We start from the raw sequence: 3,877 nt of genomic DNA, 5'->3' as shown, positions 1-3,877 counted from the left end.
TTTGCCTGGATAGATACCAACAGAAGAACATCTAAGCATTATGAAAGATTGAATGACACAGGAGTAGCCATGGTACATTTAGCCGCTATACGAATTATGCTGAAGCGTTTTTAGACAGCTTCTTAGGGCACATTTCAAATTTTCGCTTCATACGCGGCACTCCGGTCGGTGTATCACCGACCGGTAGCGGGTTCTACAGGTGGGTGTCACCATTCACCTGCGAAAATTTGAAATATACCCTTTAACTAACCCTGCATTATTTACTTTTTCTGTAATTTTAAATTCGTTAATTATTACGCTGAATTAAATTCAATTTTATGAGAGGAGTAAACAGGGTGATGTTGATTGGGAACCTGGGCAAAGACCCGGAGATACAATGCCTTGAGAAAAACATCAGCGTAGCAAAATTTCCGCTTGCTACCACTGAAACCCATAAGGACAAAAACGGCAGGCTGATTTCGCAAACAGAATGGCACATTATCGTATTGTGGAGAGGGCTTGCAGAGCTTGCACAAAAATACCTTCATAAAGGAAGCCTTATTTATGTAGAAGGCCGTCTGCGCACACGCAGTTGGGAAGACAGGGATGGCAATAAAAAATTTGCAACGGAAATTGTGGCAGATAACCTGATAATGCTTGATAAGAGAAATGACAGCGGCGGTAGCTTTACATCGTCCCTGCCCCAGGATACAGAAGGGCTGGAAGATTTTAATGCCAATGATGGCCCCCCGGCAGATGATGAACCAACCGGCACATTGCCTTTTTAAGTATTTTGCAGGAAGCTGATACAAGATTGATGTAAAGCATCATAACGAAAATTTTATACTATTGGAAATTCCATCGCTGCTGTTTTCATTTTTGCAGATACATACCATTGATTCGCAGGCGACCACCGTACTTGTTTTCCTGCTTATTGCCTGCATGCTGCTATCGTTTGTGGTGTCTGGCGCAGAAGTAGCTTTTTTCTCGCTTAACTTTAAAGAGATCAACCTGCTAAAAACCAAAGAGCAATCTTACTACAAGCGTGTTATTGACCTGCTTGAAGACCCCAAAGGCTTGCAGGCGTCTCTGCTGATTGCAAACATTTTCTCCAATATTGCCATCATCATCATATCAAACCAATTGCTCGATACCGCATTCCTCTTAAATAACCCTCCGGCTTTTATTGTACAGTTTTTAACCAAACTGGTTATCGTTGCAGTTATTATTGTACTGTTCTGCGAGGTAATGCCCAAAATATATGCCGGCCAGAACAACATCAGGTTTCTTAAAAATTTTGGCCTTCTCACAGAAGGCATTTATTATATTTTTCACAGCATGGGCGGCTGGCTGGTTAAGTATTTTGATGTTATGGAAAAAAGGCTTTCCGATAAAAATAAGTCCAGTTACAGCATGCAGGAACTGGATCATGCCATTGATATAACAACCAATAATGCCGCTTCGGAAAAAGAAAAAAATATTTTAAAAGGCATTGTAAAGTTTGGTAACATTACGGTGAAGCAAATTATGCGCACAAGGCTGCACGTAAGCGGCATAGAATACAATACATCGTTCTTCAACCTGCTGCAACAGGTTGAAGAGCTGCATTACAGCCGTTTGCCTGTATATAAGCATAACCTTGATGAGATTGTTGGCCTCATAAATACGAAAGATCTGTTACAGCATTTAAACAGCACGGAAGATTTTGACTGGCACAGCCTGCTAAGGCCCATTACCTTTGTGCATAGCCATAAACTGATTGACGACCTGTTGCACGAATTTCAGCAGAAGCGGATTCATTTTGCCGTTGTGGTTGATGAGTTTGGCGGTACCAGCGGTATTGTAACGCTCGAAGATATTCTGGAAGAAGTAATAGGCGATATACACGATGAGTTTGATGAAGAAGATATTGAATACACAAAGGTTGATGACAACACCTATATTTTTGAAGGCAGCATAATGATTTACGATGCCTGCCGCATCATGCAGTTGCCGCCAAATACATTCGATCCTGTAAGAGGTGAAAGCGACTCGCTTGCCGGGCTTGTGCTGGAAATAGCCGGCGAAATTCCGCAGCAGAACCAGGTAATTACCAGCGGGGATTTTGAATTTATTGTCCTGGAAATTAATAAAAACCGCCTGCAGAAAATTAAAATCACTATTAAGCCGCAGCATGATTAGAGGTCAATGGTCAACAGTCAACAGTCAACGGTTAACGATCAAGAAAACCCCGTCTCTTGCTTTACACATACTGCTTCTCATTTGCTGCAGTTGCAATTCTCCATACATACCCAAACCGGCAGGTTATTTCAAAATAGATTTTCCTGAAAAAAAATACCAGGAGTTTAATAAGCCGGGCTATCCATATACATTTGAGTACCCTGTTTATGCAAACATTATAAAAGACAGCACCTTTTTTGATACAGCAGCAGAAAACCCCTGGTGGATAAACGTGGACTTTCCGCAATTTAATGCGCGCATATATTTAAGCTATAAGGTCATTGGCAGGTATAAATTAGACAGCCTGCTTAACGATGCCTATAATCTTACCAACAGGCATTCCATAAAAGCAAGTTTTATTAACGATTCGATCATGAACACTTCCGGCAATGTGCATGGAACTTTTTTTAATGTGGAAGGCGATGTGGCAACGGCCGACCAGTTTTTCTTAACCGATTCAACAAAAAATTTTATCAGGGGCGCTTTGTATTTCAATGCCACGCCTAACCAGGACTCCCTCCGGCCTGTAAATAAATTTCTGGTAGAAGATATGAGACACCTGATTAATACCTTTCGCTGGAAATAATCTTTGCCTGCAATTAAAACCACCGGGGTTTGGTTAAACCGTTTACAAATTCGAAAGCGCACAGGATAATTACACCACAAACCTTACACCTTAAACTTTATACCTTCAACTTTAAACAGCTTTTATGGTTTAATTTTGGTGTTTGAATTATTTTATAACATGATTGTAATAGATAACAAATTAGTAAGCGATGAAATTGTGGAAAAGCAATTTGTGTGCGATCTGGTGAAATGCAAGGGTGGCTGCTGTGAAGATGGCGATGCGGGCGCCCCCCTGGAATTAAATGAACTGGATGAACTGATTCATAGCTATGAAATTGTAAAACCCTATCTTACCGAAGCCGGCATACAATCAATAGAAAAGAATGGGAAATATTTATATGATAAAGAATTTGGCTGGGTTACGCCAACCATAAAAGGTGCTATGTGCGCGTATGGTTTTAAAGATGAAAATGGTATTATAAAATGCGGTATTGAAAAAGCATATAATGAAGGAAAAATCAACTGGAAAAAACCCATAAGCTGCCACCTTTTTCCTATTCGTGTAAGCAAAAGCAGGGAAGATAAAGACCTGGAATATTTGAATTATGAGCCCCGCCCCGATTTATGCAGGGCTGCATGCAAACTCGGCAGGCGCCTGCAGGTTCCCGTGTATGTTTTTTTGAAAGAATCTATCATTCGCAAATACGGGGAAGAATTTTACAATGCACTGGAAGCTTCGGCGAAATATGCTGAAGCGAATAAATAATATAACATAGGCAGATTTGGATTGTGTTTAAAAGCAGAGCAGGCAATTAAGAATAGCAGGTAGCGGTCAGAATTCAACTAACATTAAGCCAAGAATGATTGTCAATGATGACAAGATTACACGCATTCATGTTTCACGAATTCACAACTTACTATTCACCATTCAATGCCGTTTAGTTAAGGGATGTTTGTAAAGTCCCTCCCGACCATTCGGGAGGGATTTAGGGTGAGGTCAAACAAGGGTTAACTATACTAAGTTGCTTTAATAATTCCGAAATTAAATTGTAGTAAAGATATCAGCTCATCCAATTGATATTCGAGATTAGAGAAGAACTGCTCAATTGCC

At 40.4% G+C, this 3,877-nt stretch carries 4 protein-coding genes; all 4 read left to right on the top strand.

Annotated features, from left to right (window positions below; genetic code table 11):
• The first annotated feature begins 317 nt into the window (after positions 1-317).
• The 4 genes from QM629_RS01445 to QM629_RS01430 all read left to right on the top strand — a co-directional run bounded on the left by QM629_RS01445 (position 318) and on the right by QM629_RS01430 (position 3,532).
• Positions 318-767: a single-stranded DNA-binding protein gene (locus tag QM629_RS01445; RefSeq protein ID WP_415156448.1), complete on the top strand. Its 450-nt coding sequence runs from the start codon at positions 318-320 to the stop codon at positions 765-767.
• A 61-nt stretch (positions 768-828) separates the two neighbouring features.
• The gene (gene gldE / locus QM629_RS01440) at positions 829-2,160 is read left to right on the top strand and encodes a gliding motility-associated protein GldE (protein WP_415156446.1); all 1,332 of its coding nucleotides are present in this window, start codon (positions 829-831) and stop codon (positions 2,158-2,160) included.
• Positions 2,153-2,785 (top strand): gliding motility lipoprotein GldD, encoded by a 633-nt coding sequence (gene gldD / locus QM629_RS01435; protein ID WP_415156444.1) that lies wholly within the window; start codon positions 2,153-2,155, stop codon positions 2,783-2,785. Before gldE ends, gldD begins: the two co-directional genes overlap by 8 nt.
• 159 nt (positions 2,786-2,944) lie before the next feature.
• Complete coding sequence (locus tag QM629_RS01430) at positions 2,945-3,532, top strand: DUF3109 family protein (protein ID WP_415156442.1); 588 nt, start codon at positions 2,945-2,947, stop codon at positions 3,530-3,532.
• Positions 3,533-3,877 lie beyond the last annotated feature (345 nt).

Origin of the sequence: Parafilimonas sp. (assembly GCF_047606085.1) — a bacterium.
Classification (GTDB): Bacteria; Bacteroidota; Bacteroidia; order Chitinophagales; family Chitinophagaceae; genus Parafilimonas.
Note: the sequence above shows the minus strand (reverse complement) of the source record. Positions and strands in the feature narration are given on the sequence as shown.

Coding starts and splice junctions, on each gene's coding strand:
- QM629_RS01430 (WP_415156442.1), top strand. CDS start 2,945: ATGATTGTAATAGATAACAAATTAGTAAGCGATGAAATTGTGGAAAAG.
- gldD (WP_415156444.1), top strand. CDS start 2,153: ATGATTAGAGGTCAATGGTCAACAGTCAACAGTCAACGGTTAACGATC.
- QM629_RS01445 (WP_415156448.1), top strand. CDS start 318: ATGAGAGGAGTAAACAGGGTGATGTTGATTGGGAACCTGGGCAAAGAC.